Source organism: Halogeometricum sp. S3BR5-2 (genome assembly GCF_031624635.1).
In the GTDB taxonomy this organism is placed as follows: Archaea; Halobacteriota; Halobacteria; order Halobacteriales; family Haloferacaceae; genus Halogeometricum; species Halogeometricum luteum.
The window spans coordinates 120,252-138,462 of sequence record NZ_JAMQOQ010000008.1 but is presented as its reverse complement, the minus strand read 5'-3'; the positions used below and the strand labels follow the sequence as shown (position 1 = coordinate 138,462).

Sequence of the window (18,211 nt, the reverse complement as noted above, 5' to 3'; positions counted from 1 at the left end):
AGACACGTGCTCTATATTCAACGCGGCCTCAACGATCTATCGACGACTGAGGATTTCAACAGAGTCACTTTACCTCCCATCTGGAGATTGGGGAGCATATCTTTCCACCGGGTCTACAGCCGTACTCTTAGCTGAGGTTCTCGTCAATTTCGGTCGCCGCTTGGATAATCAAGTCAGTACTAACCGCTGGTCCGAACGTCCGCATGAGGACAGACTGTGATTCATCAAACATACATTCGGCCAATAACCTACCATACGCGGTCAGCTCCCACCCATCCTTACTCCCGGTTAGTACAGGCCGCTGCTCCCACTTTCGGCCCGCAAGATCCGTACAGATCTGGGTGACTTGCCCTTGATATGATGTTTCGGAACCGATATCCCGTGCTATCTGTTTCGAACTGATCGCGCCCTTACTGTTGTGAATGGCCGAAAATACGTCAAGCGCATCTAGTCCGCGAGTTTTCTTCTCCTGGATTCGATCGGCATCTGTCCGACAATGGCGATACAAAATATTCCGTTCTAGAATTCTACACTCTTCGACTAGGGTTACCACACGGTCATATTGGATGAACTCCTCTAGCTCAAACTGCTCTGCTGGACCGTGTTCGGCTTGAAAATCACCCCAGTGTCCAGATGATCCGACTGGATAATCCGACTCGATGCTGTTGTCGATCAAAACGAAGAGAAGATCCCGACAGTCGATACCCCTCTCGTTCACTCCTGTTTCCTGCGAGTCAGTATCGCCTCGCTTTTCGAGCACCCGAGAACGGAACTCTGACATCGATCGTCGAGGGGCAATCGGTTCCGGTGCTTCGTTGAGGATCTCTCTAAGCCGGGAGATCATCGCCGTTCGATGTTCATCCCACAGATCGCCTTGCACTCGCCACTCACGCTCCCATTCAGCCCATTCACGATCGTATGTCAGCTCATGCTCGAGCTGTTTTTGAAGGGCTGAAATGATCTCGTTCATGTACTTTTGCCGTTGCTGCATTAATTGATCACCGAGTCCGGCTGGTCTGTGGTCGAAATAGAGCCCTTCAAGAAAGCCGTAGGCAATATCTTGTAGCACTTCGTCTTCGTCCATCTCACCCGGAGCAAGTGAGAGTTTCCGGGCTAGCTCACCGATATCCCTGCCGAATTCCTTCGTACTCGACATCGGACGGCCGATGTCTGTCTCAGTGTCAGAGGCCATCCGACACGCTTCTACGATCTCCGAGTCATTGCTGGGCTCTTCAAAATCGGTAAGCTCTGGGGCTCTTTTCCTTCGGGTTGACGGTTGGACGGGGTACTCGTCGAATCCGAGTAGACCAACCCATCCGTCCTTCCACGACCCCTCTGTGAGATAGTCGTTCGCGTGGAGTAAGAAAATGTCCGCTAACAGGTGGTCGATCCGATATCCGAGGCGGTTGATCTTCGTCTCGATTCGGGCCTCCATATTCGTTTTCGATTCGCCCCCTGGGTCTCCCGACCGGATATACCTCCGTTCAGCTCCGGTTAGTGCGTATGCGGGGCTCCCATGTGTGTCCGCTAGCGGTTCGTTTTCGCTCATCTGTACCAATATGTCGGGTAGGAAATCGTATAAAAATGGCCTGTGGAAGTACTGCCAGCTACTTCTTTAAATATCGGTTGCGAGCCCACTTGTGATCGACCAGTGGTGCAATCACAGAGGGCTCGGGTTGATGCCGGTGCTCAGAGCCCCCGTCGCAACGTGAGTGCGAACAATGGAACTATTGGCTCCCACTGGGATGCTCTGACATGGTCAACAACGAAACAAAGCTTTCCTTCTCAGTAAAAAACAACCCTGGCGTCTTCGCCTTATTACTGGGTTCAGGAGCTTCTACAGAGGCTGGCATCCCTACTGGATGGGATATTGTCCAGGACCTCATCCGAAAAATTGCTGACCAGTACGACGAAGAGATCGAATCGGCCCCCTCCGAGTGGTATGAGAATACATTCGACGAAGAAGCGAGATACGACAATGTCATTGAGCAGGTCGCTCAATCAAAGGAAGAGCGACGATCGCTGCTGGAAAAATACTTCGAGCCGACTGCTCTCGAACGTGAACAAGGTGAAAAACTCCCTACCGAGGCTCACAAGAATATTGCTTGGTTAGTTGAGGAAGGGTATATCGGGATCATCATCACGACAAACTTTGACCGATTACTCGAGCACTCCTTCATTGATCGGGAGCTCACTCCGCTGGTCACATCATCCGCCAGGGACGTCCGAGAGGCAGAACCGCTGCAACATCAAGAATCGCTCATCCTCAAAGTCAACGGTGACTACAAGGATGTCAATCTGAAGAACGTCTCTGACGAGCTTGACGAGTACGAGGATAGTGTTGCGAACCTTCTCAGTCAGGTTTTCTCAGAATACGGGCTCATCGTCTGTGGGTGGTCAGCACGCTATGATACTGCCCTGCAGGAGCTTCTAACGGACAACGCGTGTGACCGCTATCCTACATACTGGGCGAACTATGGCGGCTTGGAAGACGAAGCACGTGCGATCATCGATGACCGGGATGCAATACAGATCCCTATTGATGGCGCAGCCGCCTTTTTTACAACGCTCACGGAGAACGTCCGCGCTCTCGAAGGCGCAGAACGCGAGGGACCATTAACTAACGAAATCGCCCGGGAACGCACCAAACGGTATCTGAGCCAATCAGAGAAGAACATTGCTCTCGGCGATCTCTTCCGAGAGGAAACAGAACGGGTGTATCAACGGATCTTCTCCGAGGAACGATATTCACTTGATCACGAGGTTGATCGCGACGCTGTATACCAGCGGTTTGAGAGCTATGAACAGGAACTGAGTGTCTTGGCGACCGCAGCTGCCACGTGTGCCTACTGGGGGCCGAAAGGCGAGAACGGTGGTCGCTTCGCATTAGAAAATATGATCGAGCGCTTAGGCTCACCGCCAAGTCCTGAAAGCCGTACCCGTATGGGGTCGTGGATGGCGCTTAGACAGCGATATCCGATTGCTTATCTTTCGTACGCGGTGGGCATCACAGGTATGGAAGTTGCTAATTGGGATGCCGTGCGAGCAGTTCTGCGTGAACCTGAACTCGAGAACTTGCGGGGTGATGTTGCCCCGCTTCGGCAGATTCATCCGTGGGAAATTGGGACCGAATTTCCCGACGGAGGCTGGGGAAATCGGAATCTGCGACCGCGTCTGAAATCTGCTGTCCGACCGATTCTCTCCGAATATATCCCGTCAGATACGCGCTTTGAGGAGCGTTCACGGGAGTTTGAGGCGCTGCTTGACTTACTTCTCCTCGTCTCGAAGGAGGTCGACGAGGATCAACGGCTTCCTCACTTCGAGCAAAACTACTACAAAGAAACGCTGAATTCCTTGGAAGCGGAACTCGAAGCGAAAGGTGAAGATTGGGGGCCAATACAGATCGGGTTGCTGCCGGCTGATATTGATACTGTAAGCGCCTATCTCTCGAATCTTGAATCGCGCTTTGATCCATACTAAGCCACTTTGGGGAACACCAATGTGTCTCTTCATCGACTACTGAGCTTACAGCAGATCGGCATCCTCCTCGAATTTAATCGGACAGCGCTCCAATCTATAAACGCAATCTATGAGGTCGGACTTGGCGAGGAGGTGCCGCCACGATACGTCGTCCTCGATCTGGTGAGGGCTATCTTGGCAAATGCCGTATTGGTGATTTTCACTCCTCCTTCGCTGAGATGGCCTTCTCGTCGAGGAGACTCATCTCTGCTACCACTTTCACTTTGGTTCACTGAGATATATGTGGGCCCGTACCCTTAGAGAGAAGCAGAGGGCAGTGCGTCCCTCCGTCACACGCTTCACATTCATATGAGCACTCAGGCCCCACACCTCGGTGACTGCCCGCACTGCGGTAGTGAGATTCTGTCTCATCATACGCTGATAGAGTATGCAGGCGGTGTCTGGGCCGAATGTCCCGAGTGTCGGGACGTCGTCGACCCACAGTGAGTCTCTATGTTACGCGTCTTAAAGCGGCTGTCACCGAGCTCGACTGATACAACGGAACTGTTCGAATGTCGGTCTTGCGGGACCAGTTTAGATGAAGGCCAGGAATCCTGTCCCGAGTGCGGCTGTAGTGAAATCGCTCGGTACGAGTTATAGATCGACGTACTGGCGTTCCCAGTCACGTCGAGCTTCGAGTTCTCGCTGACCGCGTTTGGTAACTGTATAGACGTTTGTCCGGCGATCTTTCTCTCCTTTCTCGACGAGCCCCTTTTCGACCAGCGTATCGAGGTTGGGATAGAGACGTCCGTGGTGGATCTCTGATTCGTAGTACTTTTCGAGTTCGTCTTTGATTGCGAGGCCGTGAGGTTCCTCGATACCTGCAGTGACCGTGAGCAGATCACGTTGGAAGCCAGTGAGATCGTACATCCTTCCGCGCAGGTTTACCCGCTCTTGGTATAATTCTACAGGATTACAGGATAGTCAGCGACAGGAACACGATCTGTCCGACTACTTTTCTGGTAGTTGGATACGGGCCTACATCCTAGAATCGTACTCTCCGCGAGTACCTGCTCTACTAGATTTATCGGTTAAGCAGTGAGGATATCCGATCCCAGTCAGCGAGGGCTAGGAGGGCGAGGGCAATGATGAGTCCCAATCCGAGAATGCCACTTCCGACCCAGAGCCGGATGTCCGTGAATTGGAGCACCTGCGTCATACCGACGACCAGTGGGATGAATCCAAATACAAGGAAACCTGCATAGGGGAGGTACTTTTCGCCGATCCGTTCAAGGAACACTCGTTTTGCCCGGGCATTCTCCTGTGCTGCGACAGCGTTCGCCCGTTCAGTTATTGCCCGCTCTCGGTCGGCGGCGGCCTGTTCGTATTCCGCTAGCGCACTCGCTGCTCGTTCAAGTCGATCTAACTCTTGGTCTGAAAGATCAGCGAGTTCCTCGTTTTCGATCCGTAATGAGGTTTCTGAGGGATCAAATTCCGGCTGCTCAAATTCGAATGGGTCGGTGTTATCGGATTCGCTCATATGGAAATTTGTCCTTGATGCGTCGGTGATGGTATTTGCCGTGTGATGCGGCGTTCATCAACCCGTTGTAGACCGATTCCGGGACGTTGAAGTACTGGTACACCCGGCCACCGTGGAACTCGATTTCCAGGGTATTTGTTGCGGAGTCGTAGCCGACACTTCGAAGGTTGCTGGAGGAGACAGGTGTTCTATTCATGCTCTTGGTGTTTTTCTATGTGAGCAGTGTATTTGACACTCGATTCTCACCAATTGATAGGAAAAGAGCTACCATAAGCTTTCGCCGGCCGGATAACCGATATCTCACGGCCGCGAGAGGGAGTTGCTGTTTATATCAACGAACCTCATTATTGAGAGCCACACAACCTAGTGAAGAAGCTCTGTTGAGACGTCAATAGCGGGTACGATTCGGTCGGAGTGGCTTCTAGTCGGTTAGCCACTCATCAAGTACTTGGCTAGTTTCTAGATGCACATTACGTAAACCAGGATTTCGACTGGTGGGTGTCGCTCTACATATAGCGGGATGGGGTTCATACGAACCGTCCTAACTATTCGAGTCGAGGTGTCTGGGAACGTTGGCACGAAGTACTTATAGATGCCTTTCGGACGCCCAATATGGGCCTCTTCGAGACCTTGTTTAGTTCATCCACCACCGATTCCGTGCATCAACCGCAGCAGCCAGCGCAGCACGAAATTTTTCCAGACGATGAGTACAACGTGGCGTATGCTGTCGCTGCCCGTCGGGAGGAACTCGGCGCTTAGAACAGCTTCTCGAAGCGGATCAAACCTCCCCGACTGCCGTGGAGTCAGAGCCACTTCTTCGGAAGGTCATTGATGATATAGAGCGTGAGGGAGAACCATCTCTTCGCCTCCGTGCCTCGGGTGAGGAGCTCGTCGACGATCTTCGTGAACTAGTGGAGCAGTGGGACGATCAGATCGATGGTCAAATTGGCACAGTGTGGTGGCCGATTGGGGCGGATACCAGGTTCAGGTTGTATCTTCACTATCTGGAGCTTCGCGCAGACGCGGAGGATGACCAATTTTCGTTCCCAGAGTCTGCTGGGCAGGTGCATACCCTCGTTCAGCGGGGACTCAGTGTAATCGAAGACGATGACAGCTCAAAGCTTGCAGTAGTCCATAAGCAGGATATTCCTTGGGAAGAACCGACAGAGGCTGCTGATTAGAGCCGTCTCTGGTATTTCTGCCTTTCTGGTGACGGAGGATCTACTGATCAATTTCCTATTGTGTGATATCTGTTCCTCATAGTGGGTAGAGGAAGCGCTATTTCTCGCCTGTCTCTTCGTTGCTCGCGAGAGCTATTCTAACCCACGCATCAAATCCATCCGTTCAATTCATATACCTAATCTATGCACCTAATCAATTCACCTAATATTCTATCTGGTGGGTGGTTCTCGGGAGGCTCCACGAAAGTCCTGTATTAACGCCCTACTGTCCTACTTGGGTGTATTATGTGATAACCTAATCTGAATTTATAATCTGAATGTAGTGCCTCCTGGTGGGTGGATGGATTCTCTAAAACCATTATCAACATACATTGGGTGGGGTAATTGGATCTATTGATTAGGTAAGTAAATTATGTGGATGAATTAGGTGAATGGGTTAGCCGTATGTCTGACGTACCTTTATTATGCGAACGACCGATGTGGAGAACACATGCCCATCACCTATACCATCTACTCGGAATCAGGGGGAATCCACAAAACAACGTGGACAGCGAACCTCGCCGAGGCTCACGCTCGACAGGGATTCGATGTCCTCGTCATCGATCTCGACCACCAGGCCGCCAATCTCACCTACCTCTTCGATGTTGAGGAGGGGCGTGACGATCCCGAGGCAGACAATCTCGTCCGACACGTCCTCGGACGACCCGACGGTGACTTCGAGGACCTCATTCGCAGCACCGACGAGGGAGTCGACGTCCTCCCGGCGCACGATATGCTCGAGGAATTCACCGAACTTCTCCTCCAACGTGAACGCTTCGAGGAGAATATGGGCGACGAATTCAACCGGTACGAGCAGCTCTATAACGTCCTCTGGGAGGAGAACAACGTCCAGGACGACTACGACGTCGTCATCATCGACCCGAACGCTCGTGCTGAGATTATGCTGTATAACGCCATCTATGCCACTCGAACACTCGTATCACCGAGTAAACCCGCTGGAAAGGGCAACAAGAGCCTCGAAGGGCTCGCAGGGCTCTTAGAGAGTATGAGTGAGAACCTGGGGATCGACGTCGGCGTCGCCGCAGTCATCCTCTCGGGTGCCGGTACAACCAGCACACACAACCGCTACATCGAAGAAATGGAAGATGAATACGGTATCGCCGCGACGATTGGCGAGCGACAAAGTATGATGGACGAGATGTGGGATGCCCAAGGCACGGCGTTCAAAGTCGTCGAGGAAGCGTGGCACAACGGGGAGGCGGGAACCCGTCGCCTCCGCGAGCGCGAAGTCGAGACGCTCGAGACCATTCTCGATATTGCCAGCTACCTCACCGATGAGTTCGGCGTCGAACCCCCTCAGGAGCCGGAACTCAACATTGAGGACGCGGAGGTGATGTCCTAATGGCGGGGTTGAAGAAGGGAACTGGGAGCCTCGATTTCGACGAGGAGTCGGACGAGGAGCCCGAAGAGACGGACGAGACCGAAGCATCCGAATCGGAGAGGGAGGAGAGAGCAGCAGAGACGGAGACGCAACCCGACGCACCGACGGAATCCGATCCGACCACAAAGCCCCCATCTTCGGAGGAAATGCCACAGGAAGAGACCCAATCACAGGCGGTGACACCGTCCCAGTCGGGCGATTTCGATCTGGATGACCTTCCGTACCTCGTGCAACGGCAGATGCGCGGTGCGTCGGTGAACGCGGACCGAACCAAGCAACTGCTGCTCGAGGTTCGTCCCTTTGTCAAAGAGGGTGAAGAGGACTTCTTGAACGACCTGCAAGACCTCGTTGATGGTCCTGTGTACAAGGGTGACGCGCGCGAAGCTGCGATGGTAGTCGCACAGGAACACCCCGAACTCGTCGCCGAGACACTCCGTGAGTGGGGAATCGAATATCTGGATAAATAACCCGCAAGCGTCGAGATTCGCGCTCTCCTCTCTCCCCTAGATCCTCCTCGGAAGTTTGACTGCGACAAATCGGTATACAGCAGCTGCAGCACCGGCTGAGTCACTCGTCGACCGGGTGGGAAGTTGGCTCGTCGCCGGCGTCGTGTTGACCTCGCAGCTCTTGATCGTGCTCGGCGAAGGCGGCTTCAGCGCGTTCAGCCAGCTCACCCGCCTCAATGTGCGAGTAATGCTCGCGAACGATCTCTTCGGAGTTGTCTAGGTATCGGGCCGCCTCGGCGTGACCGTACGCCCGGACGAGCACCTCACCGACACCACGACGAGCGCCGTGTGGAGCTAGATACCCGTGTTTATCGTCGAGGTCGATGTCCGCGTCCGCCGTGAGTCGTTTTAGGACCTCGCGAGCGCCGTGCGTCGTTAATGCAGGCGGTTCGATACCATAGTCAGCAAGCAGTTCGAGAGGTGACGCCTCGCCGTCATTCACTTTCTCTGTGCGAATAGACTCGACTTCAGCCGGGTCATATCTTCGGGCGGTCATCGTCTGGGCAAACGTCTCCACCAGTGTCGGGTAGTCCAGGGTCGGGAACACCGGCCACTCCTCGCTTGACGCGTCTGTGATGCGCTTCAGCCGCTCCAGTGGAGGAACAGCAGGGTCTGGTAGCGGTCGGTCATCCCATTTCCCCGTTTTTCCGAGCACCTGGATGTTGTTGTCCTCGAACGAGACATCCGACCACCGCAATCCATCACGTCCGCGCCGATCGTCGTTTCCATCGGCGAGGACCTCGGCGCCGCGAACCCCTGTGAAGCAAAGGATGTAGACGAGTGCCCGATCACGAGTCGCCTTGATCGCCGTTTGGCGGTCCTCCGCGACAGCGTCGATGGCATCGTGTGCTTGTTTGTTCACATACTCCAGGAGACGTGCTCGATGCTCGGCCGACCAGGCCTGTTGTTCTCCGCTCTTCCGACCTGTATCCTCGGGGAGTGGCTCTTTCGCCCGGCGTCGCTGGGCGATGTTCCCCGAGAGATAGCCTTCGCGAGCCGCCCAACCGCAAAATCCGGAGACGTGAGCGTAGTAATTCTGTACCGTGCCCTCGGTCCACCCCTGCCGAGCAAGATACCGCGCGTACTCACGAAGATCACCGACGGACAGCTCCTCAAACGTCACCGATGACGACGAACGATCCTCCGCAAGAAATTCGATGAGCCGATTCACCTCGCGTTCAGCATGTCGTCGATACTGTCCGCTCTCGCCGTTGCGCCCCTTCCCCTTGTCCGAGAGGTAATCTTCGAGAACATCGACGAGAGGTACCGCTGCGCCGCGTTCGTCACCTGAGTGCGAATGCTTCTCGTCGGAACTCATCGCGATCCCTCGCTGTAGTCAAATTCGGGTGGGGTTGGTTCTCGGGAACGAGCCGACAGGCGCCGATATCGCGCAGGGCCGTTCTGAGTGGTTGTATCCCGGGGTTTGAGCGGAGGCATTGGGTTCGCTGTGGCAGACGGCGGCCACCCCCTTGAATCTGTTTACGTTTATCGCACTAAACGTAAACGCTCTACTGGCTCGATTTGAATCTCTAAACCGGCGATAAACACGTCCAAACCCAAGAATGCGCCATTTTAGCCAACTCATAAATTATATACCGCTATACAAATTTGTGGTGTGGCTGGTGCGTCAACGAGGGCTATCTCGAGGCGCATTACGCGCAGCGGGCGAGTGCGATGGCGCCACTGCCGGAGGACGACGGCCGCAAGCCCGGCGACCAGCAGCTGGACGTCCGAACAGCGCCACGTCGACGAACGGGCCCGCGACGCCGTCGAGGTGTACACGACACTCCCGGAGGAAACTGACCCCCTCGACAAGCAGCGAGGACGCTACGCGGCGCTGAAGGCGGCTCGTGACCGAGCTCTGGTGTTCGTTCTCGCGTACACCGCCGTTCGGGTCGGGGAACTCCTACGGGATCCGAACGACCCGCGTCGGCGCGGCGTCCGCTGGGAGGACCTCTCGCTCGACGACGGGAGTATGGACGTCTACCGGAAGAAACAGCAGTGGGACGCCGCCAGTCTCCCCGACCCGGTAATCTCTCCGCTGCGAAGCTATCGCCAGCTGATGGACCCGCCGACGGAGCGCTGGCCGGTGTTTCCGACATTCGACCAACGGACGCTCGCAGAGCTCGTCCAGGAAGAACTAGCCGAACGAGGGGAACGCCCAGAATCGATTACCGAGCGTCGTGAAAAGTACGCTCGCGACCTTCTCTTGACACTTGAGGGGGATATCCGGCCGCCGTCGATCACGACGGATGGCGCACGATCGAATCTTCAACGGCTCTCAGAGGCCGCAGAGATTGACATCGACCATCCGAAACACGATTATCTTGCCCCGCACGGTGGTCGCCGAGGGATGGGTGAGGTGCTTGTCCGCGCGTTTGGGTACACTGTCGCTGCTCGGTACTTAGACAACTCTGAGGAGATGGTTCGTGAGCGCTATTCGCATATTGAGGCAGGCGAGCTAGGGGACGTTGCAACTGAGGCGCTCGAGAAGATCGATAGTGTACCGCAGTAACTTATTTCGAGTGTGGGGGGAGACCGTCGCGTTCACACTGCTTCGACGGTAAACAGCGTGTCGTCGCTGAGGACAGTCTGTACCCGGCGGTGCCAGGCGTCAGCGAAGGCCTCTCGGTGCTGGTGGCTTGCCGATTCGTCGAGAATCCCCTGGAGGTTCCCGATTGCGGGTCCACCGTCAGGAACGTCGCTGACGTGGTAGGTCACTTCGACGGTCTCGTCTGTGTCGGTTCGCCGGAACCGGAACGTCGGCTCCGCCGTGTCCGGGTCGAACGCGTCGAAGACGAGAAGGTCGCGGCGGCCGCCGTAGCCGCCGGCGAGCCCGCTGAATCCGTCGTCTTCGGTCGCGCCAGTGACGTACGAGATGATGCGGCTCATCACGCCGTACGCAGCATCGTCCTGCGGGCCGGCCGCCTGTACCTCGATTTCGCTCCGAACTGGATAGTCGTCGGAATACAGGGCGTCGAGCCCGAACTGGACGATTCGGTAGGCGCCCGAGGCAGTCGGGCAGGAGTGCCCGGCCTCTTTCACCGCGTCCGCGTACGTGATGACGAACGGGTCGCCCGGTTCGAGGACGCCGAGGGCTTCCGCGACGGGGTCACGGATCTCGATCGGGTCGACCTCGTAGTCGACCTGCCAGTCGGTACCAGTGGGAGTCGCGTCAGTCGAAGTTGAATTAGTTGTCATTGGTTGTGGTGGTTAGTGTCGGAGCAGTCGCATCCCGTTGAGGATAACGAGGAGAACGCTGGCCTCGTGGACCAGCATCCCAGCGGCGAGCGTAACGTAGCTCGTGAGCACGCCCGCGAGCAGGACAGTCACGGTCAGCACCGCGAGCCCGACGTTCTCGAGGACGTTCCAGCGCGTCGCCTTGCTCAGTTTGACCGCGTACGGGATGCGTTCGAGGTCGTCGGCCATCAGCGCCATGTCCGCCGTCTCGATGGCGGTGTCCGTGCCGGCTGCGCCCATCGCAATACCGACGTCGGCGGTCGCCAGCGACGGCGCGTCGTTGATGCCGTCGCCGACCATCGCGACGACGTGGCCGTCGGACTGGTATTCTTCGATGACGGTCTGTTTGTCCTCGGGGAGGAGTTCGGCGCGGTAGTCGTCGATGCCCACCTCCCCTGCGACGGCAGCTGCCGTCCGCTCGTTGTCGCCGGTGAGCATCACGGTCTGGATGCTGGCATCCTGCAGCGCCGCAACGACGCCAGGAGCGACCTCTCGGAGTTCGTCGCGCATGGCGATCACGCCGATGACGCTGCCGTCCCGCACGACGTGGACGGCCGTCTCACCACGCTCCTCACGGTTACGGACGTACTCGGCGACATGAGCCGGAACGTCGATGCCGCGGTCGTCGAGCAACGCCCGGTTACCAACGACGAGCTCCTGACCGTCTGCGTGGGCGACGACACCTTTCCCGGCGACCACGTCGAAGTCATCCGGATCTGGAACCGACCGGCGTTCGGCGTTCGCGTCGTCGGAATGGGCGACCGCCGCTCCGCCATCGGTTGCGGCGGTCGGACGGTCGCGTGCTGCGTCGACGATGGCGTCGGCGAGGTGATGTTCGCTCTTCTTCTCGGCGGTCGCCGCGAGCGAGAGGACCTCGTCGTCGGCGACGCCGAACCCCTCGACGTCCGCGACGGTGGTCTCGCCCTTCGTGAGCGTCCCCGTCTTGTCGAAGGCGACGAGGTCGATTTTGCCGGAGCGCTCGAGGTGTTCACCGCCCTTCATCAGCACGCCAGACCGAGCGGCGTTACCGATAGCCGAGACGATGCTGACCGGCGGTCCGATGACCAGCGCACCCGGACAGCCGATAACCAGCAGGGTCAACGACAGGATCGCATTCTGTGTGACCGCGTATGCGCCGATCGCCAGCACGATGACGCCGGGCGTGTAGTACTTCGCGAACCGGTCGATGAGATTCTCCGTTGGCGACTGCGCCTCCTGGGCCTTCTCGACGCGGCGGATGATGCGTTCGAGCGTCGTATCCGAGCCCGCACCCGTCGTTCGGACTTCAAGCGCCCCTTCTTGGTTGACCGTCCCGGCGTAGACTTCGTCGCCGTAGGCCTTGTGGACGGGGGCGCTCTCGCCGGTGACTGGCGCCTGGTTGACGGCACTCTCGCCGTCGACGACGGTCCCATCGACCGGAATCTTCCCACCCGGCTTCACGAGGACGACTTCACCCTCCTCGACGTCGTGAGCAGGTACTTCTTGGAGGTCTCCGTCGCGGCGTACTGTGGCCGTGTCGGGCGTCATCTCCAGGAGTTCCTGGAGGGCCGTCCGGGTCTTCCGCATTGTCCGGCCTTCCAGGTAGCTGCCGAGGCTGAACAGGAAGACGACGGCGGCAGCTTCCCAGTATTCGCCGATGACGATGGCACCAATGGCCGCCAAGGTCACGAGCGTCTTGATGCCGAGCGTTCGGTTGGTGACCTCGTAGTAGGCGGTCTTGGCGATGTCGTAGCCGCCGATGATCGCCGCGAGGATGAGAATACCGGCACTCGCTGTATTGAAGCCGGTGAAGTGGCCGAGGCTCCAGCCGGCACCGTAGAGCAGGCCGCTGGACGCCGTAACGATGGCCTTCCGGTTCTTCCGGTAGTACTGGGTGATCGTTTGTGCGTTCATTGGTCTAGGCGGGCTGGGGCGTGTAGCCCTGGTTTTCGATGGCCTGTGCGAAGGCGTCGGGGTCAGCGACGTTGTCGTCGTACTCGATCTCGACCCGGCCGGTCGTGTAGTGGACTTCCACGTTCTGGACGCCGTTGACGTTCGAGAGGGCGCGTTCGACGGTGCTCGCGCAGGTCGGGCAGTCGAAGTCCATCACGCGGAGTTGGGTTGTCTCGTTCATCACAGTTCTACGTAGCACCCGGACTGCCATATATATTTTTTAGATGATATGTTTGAATAGGAATATGGGGCGTTGGAACAGTCAAACGAGTCGTATAGGACTTCTCCACGCTCCGACCACAGGATCAGCCACCCGGCCGAATCGTTCGACAGCCGTATGCTCCGCTACCTTTTCCCGCGCGTGTCTCGCAGTCCCACTATGAGCAGTTCCGGCGCCGACCACCATCTCGACGACATCGCGATCAGGGATACCCGCGTCTCGGACGCCATCGACGAACCGATGCGGGCGATGATCCTCGACATACTGGCCGATGAGGCACGGACGGCAGGCGAGGTTCACGACCGACTTACCGAGCGAGGGATCGAGCGGACCGAAAACACCGTTCGGCACCACATCAACGAACTCCGCGATTCCGGGCTCGTAGACGTCGTCCGCTTTGAGGAGGGGCGTGGCGGCACGACGAAGTACTACCACGCGAACACGATCGTCCTCTCGTACTCACTACCGGGTTCGGCTGATGCCGCCGTGGAGGAGATGACGGATGCTATCCAGCCGCAGGTCACGGAGGCACTGAACCATCTCACGGAGGAGTACGAGGAATCTATCGAGGAGATCACAACGGAGATGCAGCCGTGTGACCACTGTCGGAACCAGAAGTACGAGACGTACGTCCTGCTGACCGTCCTGCGGCGAGCGTTCGTCCGCGCTCAGCGGGAATCGTAAGCGACGCCAGTGACTCATAACGATATTTACTGACTCGGTCCATGGTGAGAGACTCCGTTGTTGTTGGATCTTCTGGTCACCCCATTCAGGACCCGTGTTCCCCGTGTCGCGCACGATCACCCGGGTGAAACGAATTGGCAGATGAAATCGCACGCCGTGAAGAGAACGTTAACAGCGTCGATATCGTCGAAACACGAGTGATTGGGGGCGTTAATCGTTGTCGAGTTCGGAACCCGCGTCTCCTTCGGCGAAGATTCGCCGGGAGATGATCGTTCCGTCAGAGATGGAATCAGGTTCGTCACGGCGGACGAAGCGTTTCTTGAGAACGTCGTAGGCGAACAGACTCGCACCGATGATAACGAAGCCCCAGTGGTAGCCTCCGACGTAGATCGTCCTGTCGACGCCGTCGCCACTGCCCGGGAGATTTCCAACGCATCCGGAGAGACCTGCGGTGCCGGCTCCGAGCGCAGTGAGAAACTCGCGTCGCTGTACTGTCGAGGACATGATTGCAGACTACTGCGACTCCTCGCGGGTGAGTTTCGCACGCCGTTCCTCGAACTCCTCGTCGGAGAGGTCGCCACGAGCGTACGCCACTCGGAGTTCCTCGAGTGCTCTATCGCTGGTCAGCGACGACCCGACACCACCGACGAGGCCGCGATAGAGGAGGTAGCCGATGCCGACGAGGACAACGAGCCAGACGAGCATCATTCCGATACCCCACAGCGGTGAGAGGCCGCCGGCCATGCCACCACCCCACCACCAGCCCATCATGCCCATCATCGGCATCGCGAACACCATCATCAACAGCGGGAACAGGACGATCACCGCGAGGACGATCAGGACGATGCGGAGCAGGCCGTCGGACGTGCGCTCTTTTGACATAGTGAACCACTACGGACTTCGTTGGCTGCATTCATAAAGTTGGACGGCCAGTACTGCTCCGTTGGTGGTTCCTAGGTTGGGTGGCGGCTAATACGTCGCTCTGTGTCTTGCTTGGGGCGAATCCACTCAGCAGCAGTCGGGGTCGTCGGGCGACCACTCACACGCGTTGCCAGTCGTCAAGTTGTTTTCGTCAACGTAGGTCGAGAGACACGCGTAGTTGCAGAAGTAGGTCGGCGACCCGCAGTCGTCGGTACAGTCGCGCACACAGATCGGGTCGTGGTCGAAGATACGCGACCTGCAGTAGGCGCACGTCTCATCAACGTTGGGGAGTTCGACGGTCGTAGACATACCTGTGCTACGGGCACGAGTCAAAAACGCATTTCGCCAGCTGACCATCGATATACTCCGCCTCCGGGCTGAAGGCGGTGTGTGAGTGACAAGGAACGACTAGAACTCGATCGCTCCGATCATCGGCTCGCCGACACACTTCGGGCAGACATCGGTGTCGTATTCCGCCATACAGTGTCGGTGGCAGGAGATCCCGCAGTGCTCGCAGACGAACACCTCATCGTCGCGAGCGCATTCCGAGTCACAGATGTAGCACTGATCCATGGATACTCGAACCCTGACTTGAAAACCGCATCAACACTATGTTCGGGGCCTGATAGATGTCTGATTTTCATGACGGCTACCGACCAAGTCTACTCCTGTTTGGAGACAAAAGGAATGCCAAATCGTTGGCTATCCATTGCTCTCTTCGTGATACAACCCGATCTCAGGGTAATTTGACGGGGTTAACTTTCGATTCTTAACAACAATTCGATTGAATGAGTAGAACGTCTTTCCACGTATGGAAATGACCACGGCGCCCACGGAGACGGTCGATGGTAGCAAGACGCTCGTTCGAGGCAACGTTCTCGAGAAAACCTACGGGTCACGACTTCCGTTGGGACGGTCGACGCCCGTTCTCACCGGTGCGGATATCGAGGTCCGTGCCGGCGAGATCGTCGGCATCGTCGGCGAGAATGGGTCGGGCAAGTCCACGCTGATGAAGATTCTCGTCGGGGTTCTCGACCACGACGCGGGCACGGTCGAACGGTATGGAACCGTCGGATGGTGTCCGCAGGAACCCCTGCTCTACGATCGGTTGACCGTCTCTGAAACCTTCCGGCTCTTCGGCGCCGGGTACGGGATGAGTCGCGAGGAGATCGACGCGGCGAAGCAAAGACTGGCGGACGAACTCGACTTCGAGCAGTACCTTGACTACCGGGTCGACCAGCTTAGCGGTGGGAACCGACAGAAGGTCAACCTCAGCATCGCGTTGATGCACGACCCGGACGTTCTCATGCTCGACGAACCCTACACCGGGTTCGACTGGGAGACTTACCTGCGATTCTGGGACATGGCACAGGACCTCGCGGACGACGGCACTGCCGTCGTCATGATCTCTCACCTCATCGAGGAACGGAGTCGCCTCGACCGCGTCTTCGAGGTGCGGAACGGACTGGTTCACGACGTGACCGACGACGAAACTGAGAGCGAACTCCGAAGCGACCGGGAGGGAGACGATGAATAGGTTCGCCGTGGGCATTCGATCAAACGTTAGGACGTTCCTCAGGACGCCCCTGAACGTGGTCCTCGCGCTGGTGCTGCCGCTCGTGGTCATCGAGGGGTGGGGACAGGCGATGGCGGGGCTACCGCCGATGCCGACCGTCGAGGCGATTCCGCTCGATCTCGGGCGCGTCCTCGGCGCAATCTTCGGCGTCGCCATCATCGCTGGGCTGATGGGTCTGGTCCAGATGATCAGTGCCCGGGAGGCCGACCGACGGCTCGTCCAGACCGGGTACTCGCCGAGGACGTTACTTGCGACGCGGCTGGCGACTCTCGCGGGTGTCACGATTGTCGTCGCGGGGGTGAACTTCGGGGTCCTCTGGCTGACCGTCGAACCCGAGGCACCGCTGCTCGTGTTCGCGTTCCTCGCGCTCGCGGGCGTCGTCTACGCCTTCCTCGGTGCGCTCGTCGGCGCAGTGCTTCCGCGGCTGTTCGAGGGGTCGCTCGTCGTCGTGTTCCTCGCGATGATGGACGCGTTCCTCAGTGGCGACAGCCCGCTCGCCGCGGATGTCCCCGACTTCGTCCAGTACTTCCCGCTGTATCATCCGAAAGAACTTCTCCAGTCGGCCGTCTTCGACGGCACGTTCGCGGCGGGCGACCTCGCCTTCGTTGGCGGATACGTTCTCGTGTTGCTCGTCCTCGTGACTGCCGTATTCGGTGCGACGATGCGCACGTCTGGGGGGTGGTCAGCGTGAATCGAACGGCCACGGCGTTCGGTATCGGGCTCCGGGAACACGCCCGTAACTACGTCCTCGTGGCGCTCCTGGTGATTCTCCCAGTGTCGTTCATCACGCTCGCCTTTGCGGTCACCCAGGACGTCCAAATGCCGGTCCGGACGCTCGTCGACGGCGAGACGACGACCGTGATGCGAGGGATGCCCGAGGTCCATGGCGTGATCATGACACCGATCACGAGCTCGTTTATCGCTGGCTTGGCCGGCCTGTTCCTGATGCGCGAGGCGAGAGATACGGACGGCCGCCTCGCGGTCGTCGGCTATCGCGCCCGCGAGGTTATCGCCGCACGGTTCGGCGTCCTCGCCGTGATCACGCTTGTCGTTGTCGGCGTTTCCGTGGGCGTGATGCTCGTTGACTTCCAGCCCGAACAGCTGTGGTGGTTCGTCGCCGCGATGGTCATCCTTTCAGTTACCTACGGACTTATTGGGATGCTCGTCGGCGCCGTCTTCAACCGTCTGGCCGGCCTGTGGATCATGTTGATCCTCCCGATGATCGACATCGGTCTCTTCCAGGACCCGCTGTTCGTCCAGTCGGAACCCGAGTGGTGGATGAAACTCTTCCCAGGGTATCATCCTGTCCGGGTGATGGTCGATACCGGACTCACGACGGACCTCGATACTGCTATGTCGCTCGGTTGGGGATTCGGCTACCTCCTCGTCGTCGGACTCCTCGCTATTTGGGTGTACTACCGAGGAACTCGAGCGACGTGACGACGCAATCGAAAGAGGGCAACCTCCGCAGACGGACGAATTTACAGACGTCTCCCCGAAGGGGTTTGTTG

At 57.7% G+C, this 18,211-nt stretch carries 20 protein-coding genes and 1 pseudogene; 10 read left to right on the top strand and 11 right to left on the bottom strand.

Translation table 11 applies throughout. The features are described 5' to 3' along the window. Positions 1-127: 127 nt before the first annotated feature. Positions 128-1,549 (bottom strand): hypothetical protein, encoded by a 1,422-nt coding sequence (locus NDI79_RS22130; protein WP_310930787.1) that lies wholly within the window; start codon positions 1,547-1,549, stop codon positions 128-130. Between the two features lie 206 nt (positions 1,550-1,755). On the opposite strand from NDI79_RS22130, the gene NDI79_RS22125 reads away from it, so the two are divergent. Beyond that, positions 1,756-3,480: an SIR2 family protein gene (locus NDI79_RS22125; protein WP_310930786.1), complete on the top strand. Its 1,725-nt coding sequence runs from the start codon at positions 1,756-1,758 to the stop codon at positions 3,478-3,480. 348 nt (positions 3,481-3,828) lie between these two features. After that, positions 3,829-3,966, top strand: coding sequence for a DUF7837 family putative zinc-binding protein (locus NDI79_RS23785; protein ID WP_458262304.1), 138 nt, complete (start codon positions 3,829-3,831; stop codon positions 3,964-3,966). A 147-nt stretch (positions 3,967-4,113) separates the two neighbouring features. Here NDI79_RS23785 and NDI79_RS22120 read toward each other — a convergent pair whose 3' ends face one another. The 3 genes from NDI79_RS22120 to NDI79_RS22110 form a co-directional block, all read right to left on the bottom strand. After that, positions 4,114-4,389, bottom strand: coding sequence for a PadR family transcriptional regulator (locus NDI79_RS22120; RefSeq protein WP_310930785.1), 276 nt, complete (start codon positions 4,387-4,389; stop codon positions 4,114-4,116). 154 nt (positions 4,390-4,543) lie between these two features. Then, complete coding sequence (locus tag NDI79_RS22115) at positions 4,544-4,999, bottom strand: hypothetical protein (RefSeq protein WP_310930784.1); 456 nt, start codon at positions 4,997-4,999, stop codon at positions 4,544-4,546. Next, positions 4,983-5,195, bottom strand: coding sequence for a KTSC domain-containing protein (locus NDI79_RS22110; RefSeq protein WP_310930783.1), 213 nt, complete (start codon positions 5,193-5,195; stop codon positions 4,983-4,985). Before NDI79_RS22110 ends, NDI79_RS22115 begins: the two co-directional genes overlap by 17 nt. 601 nt (positions 5,196-5,796) lie before the next feature. On the opposite strand from NDI79_RS22110, the gene NDI79_RS22105 reads away from it, so the two are divergent. The 3 genes from NDI79_RS22105 to NDI79_RS22095 all read left to right on the top strand — a co-directional run bounded on the left by NDI79_RS22105 (position 5,797) and on the right by NDI79_RS22095 (position 8,088). Continuing rightward, the gene (locus tag NDI79_RS22105; RefSeq protein ID WP_310930782.1) at positions 5,797-6,180 is read left to right on the top strand and encodes a hypothetical protein; all 384 of its coding nucleotides are present in this window, start codon (positions 5,797-5,799) and stop codon (positions 6,178-6,180) included. Positions 6,181-6,670: 490 nt separating this feature from the next. Next, positions 6,671-7,582, top strand: a complete 912-nt coding sequence (locus NDI79_RS22100) for a ParA family protein (RefSeq protein WP_310930781.1) — start codon at positions 6,671-6,673, stop codon at positions 7,580-7,582. Continuing rightward, positions 7,582-8,088, top strand: coding sequence for a DUF7970 domain-containing protein (locus NDI79_RS22095; protein ID WP_310930780.1), 507 nt, complete (start codon positions 7,582-7,584; stop codon positions 8,086-8,088). Before NDI79_RS22100 ends, NDI79_RS22095 begins: the two co-directional genes overlap by 1 nt. Before the next feature lie 100 nt (positions 8,089-8,188). Here the strand turns inward: NDI79_RS22095 and NDI79_RS22090 are convergent, their stop codons facing one another. After that, complete coding sequence (locus NDI79_RS22090) at positions 8,189-9,445, bottom strand: tyrosine-type recombinase/integrase (protein WP_310930779.1); 1,257 nt, start codon at positions 9,443-9,445, stop codon at positions 8,189-8,191. 275 nt (positions 9,446-9,720) lie between these two features. Between NDI79_RS22090 and NDI79_RS22085 the strand changes: the two are divergent. Further along, positions 9,721-10,642, top strand: a pseudogene (locus NDI79_RS22085) (site-specific integrase); the annotation flags it as partial. Positions 10,643-10,674: 32 nt separating this feature from the next. Here the strand turns inward: NDI79_RS22085 and NDI79_RS22080 are convergent. Genes NDI79_RS22080 through NDI79_RS22070 form a run of 3 tightly spaced genes read right to left on the bottom strand, consistent with a single transcriptional unit; the run spans position 10,675 to position 13,480 of the window. Further along, positions 10,675-11,328: a hypothetical protein gene (locus tag NDI79_RS22080; protein WP_310930778.1), complete on the bottom strand. Its 654-nt coding sequence runs from the start codon at positions 11,326-11,328 to the stop codon at positions 10,675-10,677. Between the two features lie 12 nt (positions 11,329-11,340). Next, entirely contained in the window at positions 11,341-13,260 is a 1,920-nt protein-coding gene (locus NDI79_RS22075; protein WP_115819426.1) for a heavy metal translocating P-type ATPase, read from the bottom strand. Between the two features lie 4 nt (positions 13,261-13,264). Continuing rightward, positions 13,265-13,480: a heavy-metal-associated domain-containing protein gene (locus tag NDI79_RS22070; RefSeq protein ID WP_058365176.1), complete on the bottom strand. Its 216-nt coding sequence runs from the start codon at positions 13,478-13,480 to the stop codon at positions 13,265-13,267. A gap of 198 nt (positions 13,481-13,678) precedes the next feature. On the opposite strand from NDI79_RS22070, the gene NDI79_RS22065 reads away from it, so the two are divergent. After that, the gene (locus NDI79_RS22065; protein WP_058365175.1) at positions 13,679-14,203 is read left to right on the top strand and encodes a winged helix-turn-helix domain-containing protein; all 525 of its coding nucleotides are present in this window, start codon (positions 13,679-13,681) and stop codon (positions 14,201-14,203) included. Positions 14,204-14,413: 210 nt separating this feature from the next. Here the strand turns inward: NDI79_RS22065 and NDI79_RS22060 are convergent, their stop codons facing one another. The 3 genes from NDI79_RS22060 to NDI79_RS22050 all read right to left on the bottom strand — a co-directional run bounded on the left by NDI79_RS22060 (position 14,414) and on the right by NDI79_RS22050 (position 15,433). Next, entirely contained in the window at positions 14,414-14,707 is a 294-nt protein-coding gene (locus NDI79_RS22060) for a hypothetical protein (RefSeq protein ID WP_310930777.1), read from the bottom strand. A gap of 9 nt (positions 14,708-14,716) precedes the next feature. Then, the gene (locus NDI79_RS22055) at positions 14,717-15,085 is read right to left on the bottom strand and encodes an SHOCT domain-containing protein (protein WP_058365173.1); all 369 of its coding nucleotides are present in this window, start codon (positions 15,083-15,085) and stop codon (positions 14,717-14,719) included. A gap of 126 nt (positions 15,086-15,211) precedes the next feature. After that, a complete protein-coding gene (locus NDI79_RS22050) occupies positions 15,212-15,433 on the bottom strand; it encodes a hypothetical protein (RefSeq protein WP_058365172.1) in 222 nt (73 codons plus the stop codon). 502 nt (positions 15,434-15,935) lie between these two features. Between NDI79_RS22050 and NDI79_RS22045 the strand changes: the two genes are divergently transcribed. Genes NDI79_RS22045 through NDI79_RS22035 form a run of 3 tightly spaced genes read left to right on the top strand, consistent with a single transcriptional unit; the run spans position 15,936 to position 18,140 of the window. Beyond that, complete coding sequence (locus tag NDI79_RS22045; RefSeq protein WP_233514217.1) at positions 15,936-16,661, top strand: ABC transporter ATP-binding protein; 726 nt, start codon at positions 15,936-15,938, stop codon at positions 16,659-16,661. A gap of 55 nt (positions 16,662-16,716) precedes the next feature. Then, positions 16,717-17,391, top strand: coding sequence for an ABC transporter permease (locus tag NDI79_RS22040; RefSeq protein WP_310930776.1), 675 nt, complete (start codon positions 16,717-16,719; stop codon positions 17,389-17,391). Continuing rightward, positions 17,388-18,140, top strand: coding sequence for an ABC transporter permease (locus tag NDI79_RS22035; RefSeq protein WP_310902078.1), 753 nt, complete (start codon positions 17,388-17,390; stop codon positions 18,138-18,140). Before NDI79_RS22040 ends, NDI79_RS22035 begins: the two co-directional genes overlap by 4 nt. Positions 18,141-18,211: the final 71 nt, after the last annotated feature.